Below are 17,735 nucleotides of genomic sequence, written 5' to 3' on the forward strand. Positions count from 1 at the left end.
TTGCTAAATGCGGGAGCGGCAACGCAGCTGGGGCGGTTTTGCGTAAGTCCTACTGATGTCATTTCTCGACGACACGACGATTGGTACTTAACAGTGTAGGCGAGCAGACCAGTTTTTTTCAAATACCTGATATGTCATGAAAATTTTCATGGCAATTCCTGCTTGTATCAAGTCCACTTGGCGGGCTGCGCTTTTTCAATGCCCCATTTTCAAGCATAAAAATCAGCAAACCAAGAATTCCGCTCAGCAACATTACTGTTTGAAATTAGCAACATTCTTGCAGCAAAAACCGCATTTCCTTATTTGACTTTAAGTAATTCTTGACTTGTTTGCGGGCTAGAGAGATAACGGTTTTGCCGCCACGCAAACGATTACGCAAACGTTTGCGGTGGTGCTCGTAGCGAAATCCCCCGATTTCGCTACGCCCCATTTCAGGGATGGTGCAAGTGCACCATTTCAGAACACCATCGATTAACATCAACTTGGGAATTTAACATGCGCAAAACTATTTCTCAGCAATTGCACAAGGGAGTCAGCCTGAGCGTGATCGCCCTGGCGGTTGCTGCTGCCTTCCCCATGCAAGCTGCCTGGGCTCAGGATGCCAAGCCTGCCGCCAAAAATGACGGTACGCAATTGGAAACCGTTATCGTTACTGCTAACCGCCGCGCAGAAAACATCAAGGAAGTACCGATGTCTATTTCTGCTATCAAGGGTGAAGCATTAGATACTTACAATGCGAGCGGCCAGGATATTCGCTTTCTGGCAGCCCGGGTACCTAGCCTGAACGTCGAATCTGACTTTGGCCGTTCCTTCCCACGCTTCTATATCCGCGGCCTGGGTAATACCGATTTCGATCTGAATGCATCCCAGCCAGTTGGCCTGGTGTATGACGACGTCGTGCAAGAAAGCCCGATGTTGAAAGGCTTCCCTGTATTTGACGTAGACCAGGTAGAAATTCTGCGTGGGCCGCAAGGTACATTGTTTGGCCGTAACTCACCTGCTGGTGTATTGAAGTTTGATTCTGCCAAACCTACCCGTCGTTTTGAAGGCTATGGCAATATCGGTTTCGGCAACTACAAGGCCATCAACCTGGAAGGTGCGATCAATGTCCCGTTGAATCCAGACTGGGCAATGCGCTTCTCGGCACAATCACAAACACGTGATGACCGTGTCACCAATCCACGTTCTACTGGCGAGAAAAACCTCGAAGGTTACCGCGACAATGCAGCACGCCTGCAATTCTCGTATAAAAACGGCGACTTCAGTGCACTGGTGAATTTGCATGGCCGCGACATGACTGGCAATGCCACACTGTTCCGCGCCAATATCATACAAAAAGGCACGAATGAACTGGTGCCAGGCTTTGACTACGGCAGCTACCCTACCGATGGTCTGAACAGCCAAAAATTGCAATCTTCTGGCGGCAGTCTGCGTTTGCGCTGGGATATGCCAGGCATGAGCCTGCATTCCATCACAGCCTATGACAAGGCAAAATTCTATAGCCGTGCAGACGTCGACGGTGGTTATGGCGCGTCCTTCATGCCGACCATGGGCCCGGGCTTCATTCCCTTCCCGGCTGAAACCGCCGATGGCCTGCCTCGCCTGAGGCAGATCACGCAAGAGTTCCGCGTTGAATCCAATACCAAAGATGCTTTGCAATGGATAGGTGGCTTGTATTACTTCAGCGAAGACTTGCAAGTTGACAGCTTTGACTACAATTCTTTTGCTCCGGGTAACCCGCAAGATGGCTATGCCGTTCAACATCAGAACGCCAAATCCTGGGCAGCCTTTGGTACAGTGAACTATGCAGTCACCGAGCAGTTCAAACTGCGTGGCGGCTTGCGTTACACCAGCGACAAAAAAGACTTTGATGCACAGCGCACCTGGACACCAGGTACTGCACTGGGCACTCCAGGCACACCGGTACTCAGAGCCAATCCATCTGCCACCAACATCAGCTGGGATTTGGGCGCGAACTACACACTGGATAAAGCAACATCCGTGTTCGCCCGTATCGCTACTGGCTACCGCGCACCAAGTATCCAGGGCCGCGTCCTGTTTGGTGACAGTATCTCCGTCGCCAACTCAGAAAAAACCTTGTCTTTCGAAGCTGGTATCAAGAAAGACATCCTGGATAACACAGCACGTATCAGCGCTACTGTATTCCAGTACACAGCCAAAGACCTGCAATTGACCGCAGGTAGTGGCGGCGTGAACCAAAACAAACTGGTGAATGCAGACAAAGCCGTTGGTCAAGGCTTTGAAATGGAGTTGCAAGCCAACCTGAACCGCAACTGGAAAACCACAGTAGGTGTCAGCTATAACGATACTGAAATCAGGGACGGCAAACTGTTCGTCGCACCATGCGGTAACGGCTGTACAGTCACCAACCCTGCTGGCCCTGTTGCCGGTACTGTGCTGATTGGTGGTAACCCACTGCCACGCGCACCTAAATGGGTAGGTAACTTCTCGCTGCGTTATTCCACACAAGTCGGCGAAGGCACTTTGTACGCCAGCACAGACTGGTCCTACAAAGACACTTACAATATGTTCTTGTATGAAGCCAAGGAATACAAAGCCAAGTCCCTGCTGGAAGGCGGCTTGCGCCTGGCTTACATGTGGTCTGACGGTAAATATGAACTGGCTGCTTATGGTCGCAACATCACCAACAAGCAACAAGTCATCGCTGCGATCGACTTCAACAACCTGACAGGTATCCTGAACGAACCACGCAACTTTGGCGTGCAATTCAAGGCTAACTTCTGATCGTTGGTCAAGCTGATAAAAACGCCGGAGTGATCCGGCGTTTTTTTATGGCATGAAGCCTGGGACGCCTTTCTGGCGCAACTTTTTCGCGAACGGTGTGTGCCAATGTAGCTACCCGTCTACCACAGGCCTGCAATATTAAATGACGTGTGCAGGCTTAAAAATCTAGTTCGTAAAATACCATGAGCCTGAAATGAATAGCCCTCTCGGCATACTAAGAACGCCGCTAGATTCCTGCCAACAGCACGCAGGAATGACGTTAATGAGATTACCCCGAATTTAGAGACTCACTAATTGTGCGGGGCATACAAGATCATGATCTACATCTTCAACACTCAACTTCACAGGCCAACACAATAAAACCCAAGCTACTCCCGCATCCACCTCAACATCTTGGGAAACGCCGGCTTACCCTCCTTCTCGGCCCGCACCGTCCCCAAACTCAAACCGGCCCATTCCAAGAACGGCAAACCGATGAAATTACCCGACTCGAACGTCTCTATCAGCCAGTTGGCATCATCCTTGTAACCGTTAGGATGAAAAACAAAATCCAGCGGCAAATCGAGTTCCCTGGCGACAGCCAGTGACCACAAAATAGCTGCGATTTCTTCACCTTGTGGCGGCCAGTCCTTATCCTGCTGATCAGTACCAATGAGTGCGCGATTGGCAGATGGCGTCACCGCCAGATGCCCCGCTTCATGCACCATATCACCAGGATATTTGAGTTTGCCGTAATCGACATAAATGCAACCAGGCCCCAAATCGAGGCCAGGCAAAAACGTTGCATGCTCCAGTTCGCGCTCAATAACTGTGATGCCTATATCGCCAAGAAAACCCAATACCTTATGCAAACGCGGATCTTCGCGCACACTGAGATTCATTTCTTCTACATCGGCTTCCATGACGAATATAGTTCCTAGCTTTGTTGTCGCAAACGCTGAGCGATGCTGACGCAATGTTCAACTTGTGCAGCAATATTTTCAGGCACGGCGACGTCACCAGCCAGCACTGAGCTGATCCATGTCGCTGTTGTAGCAGCATCGATGCTGTCAGGCACTGCTGGCACTTCTGCCAAAGGCTCTTGCTGCGCGGGCACCAGGGTAGTACCCTGCCCTGCATGGAACCAGTCTATCTGCTGGGCCCGGCCAGTACTGGCAACTGCCTCTCCTTCCGTACCGCGCATGAGGAACACATCCCCAGCTTCAGCCGGTGCGCAGCGTGAAAAATAGTCTTGCAGCATCAATAGATATTCTGGGTGGGTATAAGAACTCAGGCGCAAGGCGGGTACGACAAAAGGTTGCAAGAGCTTGACCAGGGTATGGGTAGAATTACGTACGCCCAGAATACGGCGCAGACTCAGCAAATGCGCCATCGCAGGTGATAAAGCGTCGATAGGCATAAAGGCTGGCTGCATTTGCTGTATCTGCTCCTGTACCTGCTCCGCGCTTGTTACCAATGGCAAACCCAGGGCCTGGAATATTTCCGCAGTAGCGACACGTCCGACATCTGTGCGTACGCCATGTACCAGTACAGGCACACCCCGCCGTGCCAGCAGCAACGCCAGCAAGGGCGTCAAATTGGCTTTCTTGCGCGCGCCGTTATAAGTGGGGATGACTACTGGCGCATATAGACTGTCCGCAGGTGCTTGCAGCGGCAAAATATAGGGCTGCGCCGCCTGCAAGAAACCAGAAATTTCTTCTATAGACTCACCCTTGATGCGCATGGACAGCAAGATACCGCCAAGCTCCAGATCGGAGACCCGCCCGGCCAGCATCGCTGCATATAGTATCGCGGCGTCTGCCTGCGTCATGCTGCGTGCGCCGTCTTTACCGCGACCAATTTCCTTGATGAATTTGGCTGCGGCTAAAGCTTCGGTCGATTCAGTAGCAGGACTTGTGGTGAACGGAGAGAATTTCAAACTGCATCCTTCAATAGTTTTTGGATAAAGCGCCACTCATCTGGCTTGACTGGCGTAATAGAGAGGCGGCTACCTTTTTGCAATACCGTCATATCTGCCAGTTCAGGATAAGTCCTGAGTTCTGCCAGGCTCAGCAAGCGGGTTTTACGCTTGGCCTTGACATCCACCATCATCCAGCGTGGGGTTTCTTGCGTCGCTTTAGGATCAAAGTATTTGCTGTCCTTTTCAAACTGAGTGTGATCGGGATAGGCTGTGCTGGCTACTTCCGCCAGGCCAGCAATGCCAGGTTCAGCGCAACTGGAATGGTAAAACAGCACGCCGTCACCAACCCGCATGCCATCACGCATGAAATTACGCGCCTGGTAATTACGCACGCCAAACCAGGGGATGCTGGGCAATGCCAGGACATCGTCAATACTGATCTCATCCGGCTCAGACTTCATCAACCAATATGCCATGGTGAACACCTGCAAAGTCAAAAAGAAATTGTCGCACATTTACGTGTCTGCGGCACAGTCTGCATAAGCAAGGCAAGCACGAGACAAGCAAGGCAGATTGACTGGATACAAAAAAACGGCTGTCATAAAAATGACAGCCGTTCAGAATAAGTCCCCACCGATGCCGCTATGCCGGCATCCTGAACCTAAGCGGTTCAAGTTGGCCACAGTCAATTCAATTTCGGGTTCATCGGACTAGCGACGCTCACACCCATCGAACAATTTTCCACGGCCTATGCACATAAATGGTTCAAGGAATATATGGCATTGGCGAACACGGCAGGGATCTAAAGTGTACCCCGAAATGCCTGCGCGTCGCTAGTTTTTTTGATTAAATTAAATAATAAGATGGCTGATCAAAATAGTTTTTCTTGCGGCGTCAAAGCCTGATCCATGGTTTCATGCATTTCCTGGATCTTTTGCTTCACCTCTGCCAGAGATAAGCCGGACAATGGACCTTCGGGCGATTTGGTTGCCAATAACTCGGTTGTCATGCTCAGCGCAGCCATGACAGCTATCCTGTCAGTACCCTTGACTTTGGCAGCATCGCGTATAGCCGACATTTTGCCATCAAGGTAGGCTGCGGCTTCGCGCAGGGCACGGTCTTCACCTTCACGGCAACTGAGTTTGTAGCTCTGGCCCATGATATTGACATCGACCTGTATTACTTTTACTTCGCTCATGCCGCTTCCTTGTCATTCAATACTTCTGCCGGCAACTGTGCCAGCAAGGCGGAGACACGATCATGGGCCTGATGCATGCGTTGCTGCAAGTCAGTGTTTTGCGTCACCAATGACGTCACATCATTGCGCAACCTGGCATTTTCGCTGCGCAGGGTATGCGCCAGCACGGCAAGCTGTTTCACTTTTTCAGCAAGCAATTCGAATTCGGAAATCATCATGTCTCAGTTTAAGGGGGTATGCAACGCATTCATTAAGATAGTCAATAGGGTAGTCAATAATGCGACGTTAATGCGATCTTTAATTATACGAGTAAATTTTCTCTCAGAGCATGTCTATCAGGCTACCATCGCTCAAAATAAGTGCAGCATGAACTGTTTTATCAGAAAATACCTGCTTTAAGGCGTTTACATAAGCCAGCAATTGCTGACGATAGCCAGCCTCTTGACCGGGCAAAAGCTGACGCTTGTAGTCCAGCACCCAGACTTCATGCGAAAAAACCACAACTCTGTCCAGACGCAATAATTTTTGATCAACCAGCACATCCATCTCATTGCGTGCATATGTATATGCAGCAGTATCATAGAACTTCTGCAATGCAGAATTACTGAATATACACTCAGCTTGTTTACGTATTACTGCTGCCACTGTACTGGAACAAGGCAGCCAGGCCGCAATGGTCTCTGCATCCGGGACTGCAACAGGCCAGGTCTTTGCGTTATTGCTCAAACGCTCCATCAAGGTATGCAGGGCTATGCCTTCCAACTGCTCATCACTGCTGGCTTCTACGATCAACTGCTCAGCGGGCATTGCCTGAGGCTCAAATACCGCCATGCTAAATGACTGATGCTGCTCTACCTCATTTTCAACATCACCCCCATGTGGCAATTTTTCTTCTACATGATCCAGATAACCATACCAGCTAGGGACAATCTGCTTTTTTCCACTCTGCACACCACTAAGTATCAATATCTGCTTGGCACGTGTGATGGCTACATATAACAGATTCCAGTTTTCTTGCGTGGCCTGGGCCTCCTCCTGCGCAAAAAACCGGTCGCGTGCAGCGCCACGCTGGTCTTTTTTACCGAAGACAGAAAAATGTCGCTCTTCCCCTGCTTGCAAAGGCCACTGGCACAGGACACCTATCCTGTCTTTCATGGATTCACTGTGATTGGCGTCCAGCATGACGACTATCTTTGCTTCCAGCCCCTTGGCGCTGTGGATGGTCAATATGCGTACAGCATCAGCCGCACTATCCACCGCAGATTCATCAGGTGCATCACTGTCACCACCACGGCGCAAGGCACCCAGGGCAGCGATAAATTTTGGCAAACTGGGATAACGTCCCGCATCCAGATTCAAGGCCAGTTCAGTAAAACTATGGATATTGCCCATGACCTGGCTACGCTGCGCGCCCGAAGACGCTTGCGCATAACGCTGCAAGACTTCGCCCTGATGCAGGATGCGGTCGAGCAAATCATGCACAGGCAAATAGTAAGAAGCCTCCATCCATTGCTGTAGCAGTTTTGCAGCGCGTTGCAGAACTGGATAAGACTCATCCTGCTTCGATGCTAAACACAAAGCCTGCAAACGCTTCCACCAAGTCGCTTCATCTCGCATAGCCAGCGCAATCAAGTCGTCATCACTGACGGCCATGATGGGTGACTTTAACACATGCGCCAGCGCACGGTTGTCACCTGGCGTCATCAGGAAATTTAATAGTGCGATCAAATCCAGCACTTCCAGTGCATCCAGCAAACCGCCACGACGACTGGACACAAAGGGGATACCTGCTTCACGCAAGGCTTTTTCATAGGCAGACAAATGCGTGCGGCGCTTGACCAGCAACATCACATCACTCCAGTGAAAACTATCTGCTCCCTGCCCGGCACGGATGCCCAGCAAGGCTTGCGCGACTTGCCTGCCCTCTTCATAGCGTTGCTGGTTTTCTGCTTCTTCCAATGGGGTCGTCAGTGGATTGCGCAGAGGAAAACGTGAAGGCGCAACTTCTTCTTCGATTACATCTCCTGAATTATCAGACACCAGCGTACCTATCAATGGCAAACGCCAGACCGCACCATCTGCATCAGAAGCGGTAGTTTGTGCATGAAACAGCGGGTTGCCATGCATACTGACATTGAGCACATCAACAATCGCTGGTGCATTCCTGCGTGTCTGGTTAGTGCGTAAAACCTTTGCCCCCTGAGCTGCCAGCATATTTTGCGCGGCGGTGAAGACTCTGGGCTCGGCACGACGAAAACGATAGATAGATTGCTTGGGGTCGCCCACTACAAATACACTGGGCTTGGCACCATCGTCACCATAAGCTTCCAGCCAGGCTTGCACTATGCCCCATTGCAGGGGGTTGGTATCCTGGAATTCATCCAGCAAAATATGCTTGTAACGTGCATCAAGGCGGCTATGCAGGTAGGCGGCATATTCTTCATTACTGAGCAGTCTATATGCCTGCCATTCCAGGTCAGAAAAATCAAATACCCGCTGATCAGCTTTGAGGCTCTGGTAGCATTCAAGATAGGCTGTGCCAACAGCAAACAGGGCTTCATTGACTTGCATGACCATTTTTTCTGCGCTGCGTTTTTGCAGTTGATCCAGCGCCTGTACTATCGCTTCACATTCATCTTCAAAGGCATTGATCTGGTCCAGGCCCAGGTGTTTTTCTATGGAGGCGATCAGTGCCTTGACCTTGACATTGTGTGAGCGGATATTGCCCTGACCATTAATGAAACCATCGCAAATCATGGCAAAGGCATCCAGGCTGGGGCCATCCGTCAGGCCCTGCTCTATCTTGCTGGCATTGGTCTGGTTACTCTTTGAACCCTGGCCCAATACCAGGGCGATGTGGGCAATGCGCTGATATAGCTGGGCATCTTCCCAGATGCTCAATCTGGCATCTTGATACAGGTCTGCGCCGCATAATTCACGCAACCAGTCCAGCGGGCCACCCAGTTCAATTTGCTGGTTGCTGGCCCACCACTCTGCCCGTTTGTCGAGGAAGGCTTCCAGCATTTCGCGTGCGTTGAAGTCACCAATTTCCTGATACAGGAATAGCAGTGCCTCCTTGATGTCTACATGCTCTTCCTGCGCCAGCATTTGCATGAGCTGGCCATAGGCTTCGCGCTGTATGTCTCCGCTGGCTTCCACTAAAGTAAAGCCATGCGGCACGCCAGATGCCAGCGGTGCCAGTTGTATCAGGCGGCCAAACCAGCTATGAAAGGTGTCCAGTGATAATGACTGCGGGCTGGACAAGACCTTTTCGTACAAGCCACGTGCCAGCGGAATAACATTCTGCAAGTCAGTCTCGGCAATGCCGCGCTCAGTCAGCAATTGCCGCACATGAGCGATATCTGCCAATGCCAGTTCATGCAGCAAATCCATGAGGCGCTCACGCATTTCCTGCGCAGCCTTGCGAGTAAAGGTAATCGCCAATAATTCTGCCGGTTCAGCCCCTGCCAGCAAGAGGCGCAACATGCGCGACACCAGCAACCAGGTCTTGCCACTACCAGCACAAGCCTCGACGACAACGCTATGACGCGGGTCACAGGCAGTTGCCGTAAAGTGGGCATGGCTGACAGCCTGGCCATTGACTTCATAAGCCTGAGAGTATTGAAGGGCTTCGGTCATCACCATGCCCCCTTGCGACACAGACCGCGCATTTCACAATACTGGCAATTTGCTTCCACACCATGGGCTGGCAAGCTAGCACCTTTCTGTATAGCGGACATGCTGGTTTTAATCGCCAGTGCCAGTTCTGAAACCCAGCGATCAAAATCGTCGGCAGCTACGTCACCAGCCTTGCCCTGACTCAGTTCCAGCGCCACATAACTGCCTGAATTGACAGGCAAATCTGTCAGCAAGCCATAAAACGGCAGTTGATGATCTTCACCTTCCTTGAGTCTCCTGCGCAAGTCATTCAGGTTTTTGGTTTTATAATCGAGTACCGCCACTTCACCATTCACATTTCTGTCTATGCGGTCTATGCGACCTTTCAGCATGATCTGGCCACCCTGCCATTCCAGCGTCTTTTCATTCTTGATTTCACCCATGTCAAACTGCCAGCCAGCTTCTTCATGCGCCTGCATCCAGGTGACATAGGCGGGGATGACTTTATCCCAGCGCACGCTATAAGCTAGTGCCGCCGGGCTCTTTTGCAAGACATCGGCAAAAAAATCAGCGGAGATATTGCGCAACAGGGCTTCTTTATCCACGCCAGGCTGATTGACTTGAACAGCTTTCAATTCTTCATGGTAACGCTTGAGGATGGCATGCAACCAGTCACCATAATCACGCTTTTCCGGCATGTCAGACAGTTCATCCAGGGCACTCAAACCCAGCATGCGTCCGGCAAAAAACTGGTAGGGGCATACCACCAGGCTGGTATATGCACTGGCAGATAAAGTTGCTGGCAACAACGCAGCGGCAGAGGGAGTGGGCATATGCTGAGCGCTGACTTGCATGGTCCTGGCTGGCAAATCAAGGGGATGACTGTCCAGCACGCCTTGTTGGGTACGCTCCAGTGTCAAACCCAGTTGCTCCAGCCAGGGGCTGACGGGATTGTGTTCGCCATTCAGGCTGCCCTGCCAGGATAAAACAATATCCGTATTACTCAGCAATAGCTCGGCAAAGTCGCGCAATTGCTGTTGCTGGCGCGATTCGCGGGTTTCCAGTCCACATTCACGCCTGACTGCATTCGCGAAAAATAAAATCTCGCTGGCTTGCGATGGCAGGTGGGAAGCATCCGCTCCCACCAATAACACCGCATCAAAGGGGCGCAGGCGAGCACCATTCAGCGGCAACATGACCACGCGCTTGTCGGTATGCGCGAACACAAATGCCGTACTCTCCAGTTGCAGGTTCATCAGGGCACGCCATTCAGCAAAGGCAAATGGGGTTTTCAAATCCTGGCAGGCAAGCTGCAATTTCTGTAGCAACTGTATGATTTGCGCCCCAGCCGGGTCAGCCTGGAAGGCATTGAACATGGAGAGGTCAAAGAACACCTGCAGGCTCAGTGCACTCCATTCAGACAGACTGCGCCTGCCGGTGAAGTTGCCCGCCTGCCTGGACATGGACCTGATCCAGCGGCTGGCTGGCCCGGTATCCTTGCCCGCATCCAGCGCGGCCAATACTGATTCCCAGCCCCCCAGCACATTGGCACGGCGCAAGACCAGCTCTATGCGCATGACCAGATCAGCCTTGGCGGCAATGGCATCTTGCTCAGGTTCAGTATTATCCGGGTCTTTCCACAGCAGATAAGGTGATTTCAAGAAATCCAGCAAGGCCATGGTATCGGCCCGCGTGGTCACCACTTCCAGCCAGGCGGCGATGGCTGCCGCAGCGCGGGTGGTGGACAGCTTCCAGCCGGTTTCATCAGCAACCATGATCTGTGCACGTTCCAGCAAAGCGCGTATGCGGCGGGACACAACACGGTCTTGCGCCACGACGGCCACGCTTTGCTTGCCTGCCTGCAGCCAGTTGATGATGGTTTGTGCACCCTGTACGGCCTCATCTTCCAGCGAAGTGGCGCGGCACAGGCGTATATGGGATGTCTCTACATATTCAGTCAGGGCTTGCTGATGCTGGCTGCCGGTATCCTGCAAACCCGGCCAGGCGTGGTAATACGGCTGCGGCAAGGTGTGCGCACGCCAATCCAGGCTGATTTGCAATACGCTCTGTTTTTTGGCCCAGGCTTGCAAAAATGCATTTTCCATGGGGTTAGGCAAGGTTGGCGCTATCCATAACAAAGGCTCACTGGCCTGTGCTGCAATTTGTAGTAACTGGGCATAGCGTTTTACCTGCGGGTCATTGCCATCCAGCTGACTCTGCCAGACTGACCATACCAGTTGCGTTTCCTCGGACAATAAGGCTTGTGCAGGCGCGGGCAATTGCGCCAGTGCCGCTTGCCAGTCTTTTTCCAGCTTGCTTTTATCCTTGCCTACGGTTGGTAATAAGACAGCCGTCAATTCATCTGATAGCGTCAGCAGGGTCTGCGCCAGTGGCAATAAGTCAGTATTACGGCGTGCGCCAAATAATTTCTTTAACCAGGGATGTTGCCGTAATTCAGCATACAGCCCCATCAATCTTTCGCTGGAATCTCCGCCAATATTATTTTGCAGCGCAGCATCCGGTGCCTGCATTTCCAGCAAGGCAAACAGGGTTTGTATGCGCGGCGGGATGAAATTGCCCTGCAATACAGTACCCAATGCTCTTAATAAGAGATGAGCGTGCTGATAGGTCGGGACAATAACCCGTACCGCAGAAAAATCGCGCTCTTGCTCACGGCCCCAGCCTTGCTCCCTGGCTGCACGCAAAAACGCCTGTGCAGCCTGTTGCCAGAATAGAGGGCCAGCGGGTATCAGTAGGGGATTATGTAGCATCAAGGATAGGTGGTTTTGCCAGTAGAGCAAGTATACTATGCGACAGCCCTGGCATTTTAGGCTCAAGCATGACACTTTTCTAAAAAATAGGTTATTATCTACCGCATAGCTAACCACGCCTGACTCATTTTGCTTTAGTCACGGTGCAGCACTATTCAACACCATTGAATTCGTGACTATCACCCCCAGATTCAAATCAGAATGCGGCGCTGTCCCAAAATACCGACATTCAGTGGCGCTGTTACCCCCTTAATTTTTCCCTCTCGTTGAGGATTCCATGAGCGAAAACATCAAATATGTAAGCGATGCTTCATTCGAAGCAGACGTATTAAAATCTAACGTACCTGTATTGGTCGATTTCTGGGCCGAATGGTGTGGTCCTTGCAAAATGATCGCTCCTATACTGGAAGAAGTTGCCAAAGAATATAATGGCAAAATCATCGTAGCCAAGATGGACGTAGATGCAAACCAGGCAATTCCTGCCAAGTTTGGTATCCGTGGCATCCCTACCCTGATCTTGTTCAAAGACGGTACTGCTGCAGCACAAAAAGTAGGTGCATTGGCAAAAGGCCAATTAACCTCTTTCATTGACAGTAATATTTAAGGTATTATTGCGGTCTGAAACTTAAGGCTGCCAACAACAAGATTGTTGACAGCCTTAAAGTAGAGAAAATGAAGAGACAGCTGCCCCGGTTGATAACCCTCAACTGCCGCATGCAAATTCAGACCAGAGTTAAGTAATAATATTAAATAAAACGAAACCAAGACAGAAATTCTTTCTATCCTGTTTAATCCGTAGTTCCTCTGCTCACTCCCCCACCCCATAATCCCATCCCGGGACACTCACCATGCATCTATCTGAACTAAAGGCCTTACACGTATCCGCTTTATTGGAAATGGCCATAGGACTCGATATCGATAACGCTGCGCGTATGCGCAAGCAGGAATTGATGTTCGCGATCCTCAAAAAACGTGCAAAATCAGGCGAACAAATTTTTGGCGATGGCGCCCTTGAAGTATTGCCTGACGGCTTTGGCTTCCTGCGCTCGCCAGATGCCAGCTACATGGCCTCGACTGATGACATCTATATCTCTCCTTCGCAAATCCGCCGTTTCAATCTGCATACTGGCGATTCCATCGAAGGTGAAGTGCGTACACCAAAAGACGGTGAACGTTATTTTGCATTGGTGAAGGTGGACAAGGTCAATGGCGAATCGCCAGAAGCCTCCAAGCACCGCATCCTGTTTGAAAACCTGACGCCGCTGCACCCGAACAAGGTATTGACCTTGGAACGCGAGATGCGCGGTGAGGAAAATACCACAGGCCGCATCATCGACATGATCGCCCCTATTGGCCGTGGTCAACGTGGCTTGCTGGTAGCGTCGCCAAAATCCGGTAAGTCCGTCATGCTGCAACACGTGGCACACGCGATTACCACCAATCACCCTGACGTTACCCTCATCGTTTTACTGATCGATGAACGTCCGGAAGAAGTAACAGAGATGCAGCGTTCAGTACGCGGTGAAGTGGTCGCATCGACTTTCGATGAACCCGCCACCCGTCACGTACAAGTTGCTGAAATGGTGTTGGAAAAAGCCAAGCGCCTGGTTGAAATGAAAAAAGACGTGGTCATCCTGCTGGATTCCATCACCCGTCTGGCACGTGCCTACAATACCGTCATCCCTGCTTCTGGCAAGGTATTGACTGGTGGTGTGGATGCAAACGCCCTGCAACGCCCAAAACGCTTCTTCGGTGCAGCACGTAATGTTGAAGAAGGCGGCTCACTGACCATCATCGCGACAGCCCTGATCGAAACCGGCAGCCGCATGGATGACGTGATCTATGAAGAATTCAAAGGCACAGGCAATATGGAAGTTCATCTGGAACGCCGCCTTGCTGAAAAACGCGTCTACCCAGCCATCAACCTGAACAAATCCGGTACCCGTCGTGAAGAATTGCTGATCAAGCCGGATCAGTTGCAGAAGATCTGGATCTTGCGCAAATTGCTGTATAGCATGGATGAGATCGAAGCGATGGAGTTCATCCTCGACAAGATGAAAGCCACGAAAAACAATGCAGAGTTTTTTGAAATGATGCGTCGAGGCGGATAAGTTTCCGACCCTGTTTTCAGGCTAAAAAAGCCGTCACTTTTGTGACGGCTTTTTTATTTTTACTCTGGCTGAATGGCTTATTAGAATGCTTTGCTAAGCTACAGCTTTCAACAAAACTATCGTCACCAGAAAAGAAGTATTGCTGATCGCCACAACTGCATGCGGCAAACCGGCGGCAAGATACAGCAAGTCACCGGTATGCATGGTCTTTGGTCCCACCTGTAATTCAACTTGTACTTCACCAGACAGGCACTGTATGGTGATGGGGCCATGCACGTGATGCGAAGGCAGGCTCTTTCCCTGTGCCAGGTTCATGAGGATGACTTCAAGATGCTCGTCTTTAAACAAGGCGTGCGCTGGTACCGCCAGCAATTGCCCTTCAGGCGCCAGCAAGTTGCTTACTTCTCCTGAGTGTAAATGTGGTGTGGCCATTTTATTTCTCCTCGTATTGCAATCAGGCTCAGTGACATGTTCAGCAATGGACTAAGTTGCCACATGAAAATCAATAATGATTTCACCTGGAACCTGGGACACATAAGCCATTTTCACACCTGTGCCAAAGTGTTGCTCAATCTGAGCCAGCAATGGCAAGGGATTATGGTCATTGCAAAAACGCATGGTTTCCCCAGACTTTAAAGCCGACAAGGCACCAAAAATCGCTGCATGACGAAAACGCTTGGCAACGCCACGCGCATCAAATTCATATACGCCTTCAGCCAATACGGGAATGGAACAATCGTGAACCATGATGAAACTCCTTTTAATATAGATGAAAATAAGCAGAAATCACAGGGAGAGTCATTGCTGCCCTCCCTTAAATGAATAACCAAGAAATAAGCAAAAAATGACTAAGCCTTGCTGGAAACTTTGGCGTAGCTCATATCAGTTGCGTTCGTTTGCACAGGCTTTCTTCCTGTCAACAGGCGCAAGGCAAATACAGCCAGGCAAACGACACCAATAGAGAGCACGATGTCACCGGGAACCCGCATCCACACCAGGGTTTCCATGAAGTGCGAATGGATGACTTCTGGTGAACGTGCAAACCACATGCCTTTGGTAATGCTTGCTACAGCCTGATAAATGCCCGCTGGCACCAGCGACATGAACACCATCATTGCCAGTCCTATATTGAGCAACCAGAACATCGCTTGCAATAATTTATCGGACCAGAGAGCACGATCAGACAAGCCTCTCAGACAGAACAGCAGCAAGCCTATGCCCAGCATGCCGTAGACACCAAACAACGCGGCATGACCATGTGCAGCAGTCATATTCAAACCTTGCATGTAGTACAGCGCAAGCGGCGTATTGATGGAAAATCCGAGCAAGCCTGCACCAACGGTGTTCCAGAACCCAACGGCAATAAAGCACAGTATCGACCACTTGTAGGCCTGCACCCAAGGTGCAGCTTTTGAACGTTGATAGTTACGGAAAGCTTCTACACCTATCATTGCCAGTGGCACAACCTCCAGCGCAGAGAACATGGCACCAATCGCGATGACAAAAGTAGGTGTCCCTGTGAAATACAGGTGATGCAAGGTTCCCAGGATACCGCCGAACAGGAAGACTATGGTTTCCAGAATAATCGCGCTATTAGCTGTTGCTGCACGTATCAAGCCCAGGCGGGTGAATAACAAGGCGATCACTGCAGTAGCAAACACTTCAAAGAAGCCTTCTACCCACAGATGCACCAACCACCAGCGCCAGTACTCAATCATCGAATAATGGGTATGTGGCCCCCAGGTCAGTGATGTGGCATAGAAACCACCTATGCACATCGCGGCCAGGAATACCATCGCAATCAGGCCACGGCTCTCGGACGGTTTTTTCAGTGCTGGTAATAAGCCACGCCCCAGCAAGGTCACCCAGAACAACAAACCGATGAATAAAAGTATTTGCCAGACCCGGCCCATGCTGGTGAACTCCAGCCCCTGATTACCTATCCAGAAACTGAATTCATTACCTTTGTGTTGCAGGCTACCCAGCCAGCCAAATGCAGTAGAGCCGACAACGATAAAGAGCAAGGCATAGAACAAGACATTGACACCAAGTTTTTGAAACCTGGGCTCATGGCCTGAGATGGCAGGTGCTATATACAAGCCCGTCGCCAGCCAGGCAGTGGCAATCCACAGCACAGCAAATTGCGTATGTATCGTGCGACTGACAGTGAATGGCAGTATGTCTGCCAGAGGAAAGCCAAAAAAACTATGCCCTTCGACAGCGTAATGGGCAGTAATCACCCCCATGCCGACTTGCGCCAGTATCAGGCCTATGACGACATAGAAATATTTCCTGGTTGCCCGCATTGAAGGTGTGGGCTTCAGGTCAAACAAGGGGTCGGCTTTGGGCGGTACCGGGTCACCCTCTTCCTTGCTGATGGAATGATAAAAAATCATTCCGGCAATGGCAGCGATCATCAGTATGATACTGGCGATGGACCAGATACCAGCTCCGGCAGTCGGCGTATTGTTCACCAGCGGTTCATGCGGCCAATTGCTGGTATAGCTAAGATCCTTGGCGCCTGGCCTGTCTGTAGCCGTAGACCATGCTGACCAAAAGAAGAATGCAGGCAAGGCTTGCAAATCCTTGATTTCTGGCAAAGTACCCCGGTTCATCGCATATTGCTCGCGTAATTTTTCCAATGAAGGATCATTACCAAACAGGGCAATATAATGTTGCGCAACTTGCTGGACAGCCTTTGCCCGGTCGTCGCTCAGCACAATCACATTGCTGGATAAGTCATAAGTATTGTGCCGCATTTCCTCCTTCAAGCGCGCTTTCAATTCTGCCTGACGTCCCAGGCCAAGCTGCTCAAATGATGTCTGTGCTTCGTTTTGCGCCCATATTTCGAGTAAAGCCAGTGACTCGCGATGCAACCAATCGGCAGACCAGTCTGGTGCAACATAACTGCCATGCCCCCATACCGAGCCCAATTGCTGCCCACCGGCAGATAGCCAGGCTTCCTGGCCTCGTTGAACCTGTCCCTCTGAAAATAAGACAGTACCCTTGCTACTGACAACTTGTTTGGGGATAGGCGGCGCAGTCAAGTAAATCTCTGTGCCTACCCAGCCCAAGACGGCAAAAGATAAAACACAGATAACGGCGAGCCAAGTCCAGAGTTTACGCGTGGCATGCATGGCGTGTTTCCTTATTGGTGAATTGAAAAAAATAACTGACTCAGGAGCGTGTTTTATCTGGCACGATTTTGCTAACGAAACAAGCTTGACTCATTAAAGATTCATTTTATATACATGTATTTAAAGATACAAATAGAATGAATGTTTAATGCAAAAGCCTTGATGAAGATCAAATCTCTGACATAAATCATGTAAGACTTATAAACATCTATACTATATGTATCTTAATAGGCT

At 50.6% G+C, this 17,735-nt stretch carries 13 protein-coding genes and 1 other RNA gene; 3 read left to right on the forward strand and 11 right to left on the reverse strand.

Annotation, left to right across the window (positions count from 1 at the left end):
- Positions 1–495 precede the first annotated feature (495 nt).
- Complete coding sequence (locus ACO0LD_RS24305; protein WP_423010770.1) at positions 496–2,766, forward strand: TonB-dependent receptor; 2,271 nt, start codon at positions 496–498, stop codon at positions 2,764–2,766.
- A 368-nt stretch (positions 2,767–3,134) separates the two neighbouring features.
- Here the strand turns inward: ACO0LD_RS24305 and ACO0LD_RS24310 are convergent, their stop codons facing one another.
- From ACO0LD_RS24310 to ACO0LD_RS24345, 8 genes are all read right to left on the reverse strand, one after another.
- Complete coding sequence (locus tag ACO0LD_RS24310; RefSeq protein ID WP_423010772.1) at positions 3,135–3,668, reverse strand: hypothetical protein; 534 nt, start codon at positions 3,666–3,668, stop codon at positions 3,135–3,137.
- 14 nt (positions 3,669–3,682) lie between these two features.
- Positions 3,683–4,684 carry a DNA-binding protein YbiB gene (gene ybiB / locus ACO0LD_RS24315; protein WP_423010774.1) on the reverse strand — a complete coding sequence of 334 codons (1,002 nt, stop codon included), beginning with the start codon at positions 4,682–4,684 and terminating at the stop codon, positions 3,683–3,685.
- Positions 4,681–5,142, reverse strand: a complete 462-nt coding sequence (locus ACO0LD_RS24320; protein WP_423010776.1) for an EVE domain-containing protein — start codon at positions 5,140–5,142, stop codon at positions 4,681–4,683. Before ACO0LD_RS24320 ends, ybiB begins: the two co-directional genes overlap by 4 nt.
- 147 nt (positions 5,143–5,289) lie before the next feature.
- Positions 5,290–5,470, reverse strand: a non-coding RNA gene (ssrS, locus tag ACO0LD_RS24325) — 6S RNA.
- A gap of 67 nt (positions 5,471–5,537) precedes the next feature.
- Positions 5,538–5,864 carry a cell division protein ZapA gene (locus tag ACO0LD_RS24330; protein ID WP_423010778.1) on the reverse strand — a complete coding sequence of 109 codons (327 nt, stop codon included), beginning with the start codon at positions 5,862–5,864 and terminating at the stop codon, positions 5,538–5,540.
- A complete protein-coding gene (locus ACO0LD_RS24335; RefSeq protein WP_423010780.1) occupies positions 5,861–6,082 on the reverse strand; it encodes a DUF904 domain-containing protein in 222 nt (73 codons plus the stop codon). Before ACO0LD_RS24335 ends, ACO0LD_RS24330 begins: the two co-directional genes overlap by 4 nt.
- Before the next feature lie 103 nt (positions 6,083–6,185).
- Entirely contained in the window at positions 6,186–9,503 is a 3,318-nt protein-coding gene (locus tag ACO0LD_RS24340; RefSeq protein ID WP_423010782.1) for a UvrD-helicase domain-containing protein, read from the reverse strand.
- Positions 9,503–12,253: a PD-(D/E)XK nuclease family protein gene (locus tag ACO0LD_RS24345; protein ID WP_423010784.1), complete on the reverse strand. Its 2,751-nt coding sequence runs from the start codon at positions 12,251–12,253 to the stop codon at positions 9,503–9,505. Before ACO0LD_RS24345 ends, ACO0LD_RS24340 begins: the two co-directional genes overlap by 1 nt.
- Positions 12,254–12,530: 277 nt before the next feature.
- On the opposite strand from ACO0LD_RS24345, the gene trxA reads away from it, so the two are divergent.
- Together trxA and rho are read left to right on the forward strand one after the other, a co-directional pair.
- Positions 12,531–12,857, forward strand: a complete 327-nt coding sequence (gene trxA, locus ACO0LD_RS24350; RefSeq protein WP_423010786.1) for a thioredoxin TrxA — start codon at positions 12,531–12,533, stop codon at positions 12,855–12,857.
- Between the two features lie 244 nt (positions 12,858–13,101).
- Positions 13,102–14,364 carry a transcription termination factor Rho gene (rho, locus tag ACO0LD_RS24355; protein WP_110257254.1) on the forward strand — a complete coding sequence of 421 codons (1,263 nt, stop codon included), beginning with the start codon at positions 13,102–13,104 and terminating at the stop codon, positions 14,362–14,364.
- 93 nt (positions 14,365–14,457) lie between these two features.
- Here rho and ACO0LD_RS24360 read toward each other — a convergent pair whose 3' ends face one another.
- The 3 genes from ACO0LD_RS24360 to ACO0LD_RS24370 form a co-directional block, all read right to left on the reverse strand.
- On the reverse strand, positions 14,458–14,796 hold the full coding sequence (locus ACO0LD_RS24360) for a cupin domain-containing protein (protein ID WP_423010788.1): 339 nt from the start codon (positions 14,794–14,796) through the stop codon (positions 14,458–14,460).
- 51 nt (positions 14,797–14,847) lie between these two features.
- On the reverse strand, positions 14,848–15,111 hold the full coding sequence (locus tag ACO0LD_RS24365; protein WP_423010790.1) for a DUF2249 domain-containing protein: 264 nt from the start codon (positions 15,109–15,111) through the stop codon (positions 14,848–14,850).
- Positions 15,112–15,212: 101 nt separating this feature from the next.
- Positions 15,213–17,501 (reverse strand): nitric-oxide reductase large subunit, encoded by a 2,289-nt coding sequence (locus tag ACO0LD_RS24370; protein WP_423010792.1) that lies wholly within the window; start codon positions 17,499–17,501, stop codon positions 15,213–15,215.
- Positions 17,502–17,735 lie beyond the last annotated feature (234 nt).

The sequence above is a fragment of the Undibacterium sp. Ji83W genome, assembly GCF_049340385.1.
In the GTDB taxonomy this organism is placed as follows: domain Bacteria; phylum Pseudomonadota; class Gammaproteobacteria; order Burkholderiales; family Burkholderiaceae_D; genus Undibacterium.